The organism is Nocardia alba NBRC 108234 (genome assembly GCF_001612665.1).
Lineage (GTDB): Bacteria > Actinomycetota > Actinomycetes > Mycobacteriales > Mycobacteriaceae > Nocardia > Nocardia alba.
Genome location: NZ_BDAX01000045.1, coordinates 1 through 1,944 on the forward strand (window position 1 = coordinate 1; position 1,944 = coordinate 1,944).

Sequence of the window (1,944 nt, forward strand, 5' to 3'; positions counted from 1 at the left end):
TAGGGGGTCAGAAGTACCAGGGCGAGTCGGCCGCCTTGATCGCGACGGCGGCGAAACTTGGCACGGCCGCAGCTGAGTATCGGACGGTAGATCGATCAAGTCGACGATCCCGGTGTTCCAGCGCCGACCCGATGCAATGAGACGGACCGATGGTCAGCGTTACAGGCGGAGCAGCGCTTCAGGAGCTGCAGAGCATGAATCGCGGTTTCCTCACCCACGGCGTGCTGTCGAACCGGTGCAGCAGGCTGAGCAAACTTTCGGCAGCACTCGGATGCTGGCCGGTCCGGATCTGCTGAACCTGACCGCGCGTTCCAGGATGCGCGGTTCGCCTCGACCGGGCCAGCCGGTCGAGGCGAAACCTTCCCCGTGCACCCACACGTTGCCGCCATATCGCGGGGCACGCTCGACCTCAGTCGAGTCAGCAGCTCGATCATGCGAGCCGCGCCCGCCCCGACGGGGGCGTACGCAGCGTCGGTTCCAGACCAACAAGCCCTGGGCGTGAAGGGGCGGAAAGGTGATCCGCTGAACTCGCCGACAGGCGCCGCGAGACAGGCTACTCGCGGGTTCTCGACAGGCCTCGGAGTTCAAAAACGTGGGGTTTCTGTGGGAATTGACCAAAAAACGTCAAATCTCCGAAAATGTGAAACCCCCTCCGACCCAGGTCGGAGAGGGTTTTCACTGTCGGGCTGACAGGATTTGAACCTGCGACCCCCTGACGCGGGTTCCGGTTGTCCGAACCGTACCCAATACCTCCCAAAACTACTGGTGCACAAAATGATTGGTTCCTGCGAAGTTCCGGTCAGCACCCATCGGTTCCCGTTGATTCCGATCATTTATGTGCAATATTTGTGCTGCGTTTGGCGACTCGCTGCCGCTTCCGCCCGGCGAGCACGACTTTATGGTGAGAAGCAGTCGCTGAACGCCATCGCTTGGATTACCGGCAAGTCGACGAGCAGCGCGTGGAAGGCGTTGCGGGAGCGTCGGCAACGAGAGATCAACTCGACCCCGCGCGGGCGTCAGCGCCCGTAGGCTACCTCAAGGAGCAGTGACTCTGACGGAGGTGGGCTCACCCTTAACCGCTCGACAGCGTCGAATTGGATATGGCGGTACGGCGATTCGGCCACTACGCACACCAACTAACACAGCAGACGTCGCGTGTGGTGGGTTGACGCATGCGGTGGGGGAGGCCTGACATGGTCGGGTTCCCGCGACAGTGGCCGTATCGCTACAGCCGGGGTCGGCCCCGCACCCGCGGGGATGGTCCCGGTGGTGCGGACTCGTCCGGGCTCCATGTCGGGTCGGCCCCGCACCCGCGGGAATGGTCCGTTGGCGAACTGGGCCAGTACACCGGCGCGATGTCGGCCCCGCACCCGCGGGGATCGTTCGCCCGAGGTCCTGATCGAGGCTGACCGCCCGCTGTCGGCCCCTCACCCCGCGGGGATGGTCCGACCATCACCGGCAAGGAATGGCAGGGCGCCACGTCGGCCCCGCACTAGCAGGTTCCGGTACCCGGACAACTAGTGGTCAGTAGACGGAGAAGGCGGTAATCAGGCCGGACGGCGCCTATGGTTTCTATCTCTGTTGCCGATCCGCGTATTCGTGGGTAGTGCAGCGGCGGCCGGCTGCTCGCTAGTCACGTCGTGCGTGAGTTTCTGGAGGAGGGCGGGGTCGACAGTGGGCAACGCACCGATCGGGATTTCCCATCCGGCTGTGGCCCAGGCTCGCGCCAGGAGGCACTTGCTCCGCTGATGGTTGGTCCTGGTTGTGGTTTCGGATTCATGATGGCCAGGATCAGCGCTATGGGTTTCAGCCGTATCCCGGCCTTGGCGGCCGATTATCTTGGCGAGGGTTGAAAGGGCGTCGGCCCGGGTCTTGGAATCGACGACGTCGTCGGCGATGGTTTCGGCGCGATCGGGGTCTGATTCGGCGATCGCTTCGGCAAAA

Annotated in this window: 1 protein-coding gene; it reads right to left on the minus strand. The window is 63.7% G+C overall.

The window, feature by feature from the left end; translation table 11 throughout:
- Positions 1 to 1,547: 1,547 nt before the first annotated feature.
- The coding region (locus NA12_RS34475) for a hypothetical protein (protein ID WP_218017151.1) at positions 1,548 to 1,944 on the minus strand (397 nt) is incomplete at its 5' end.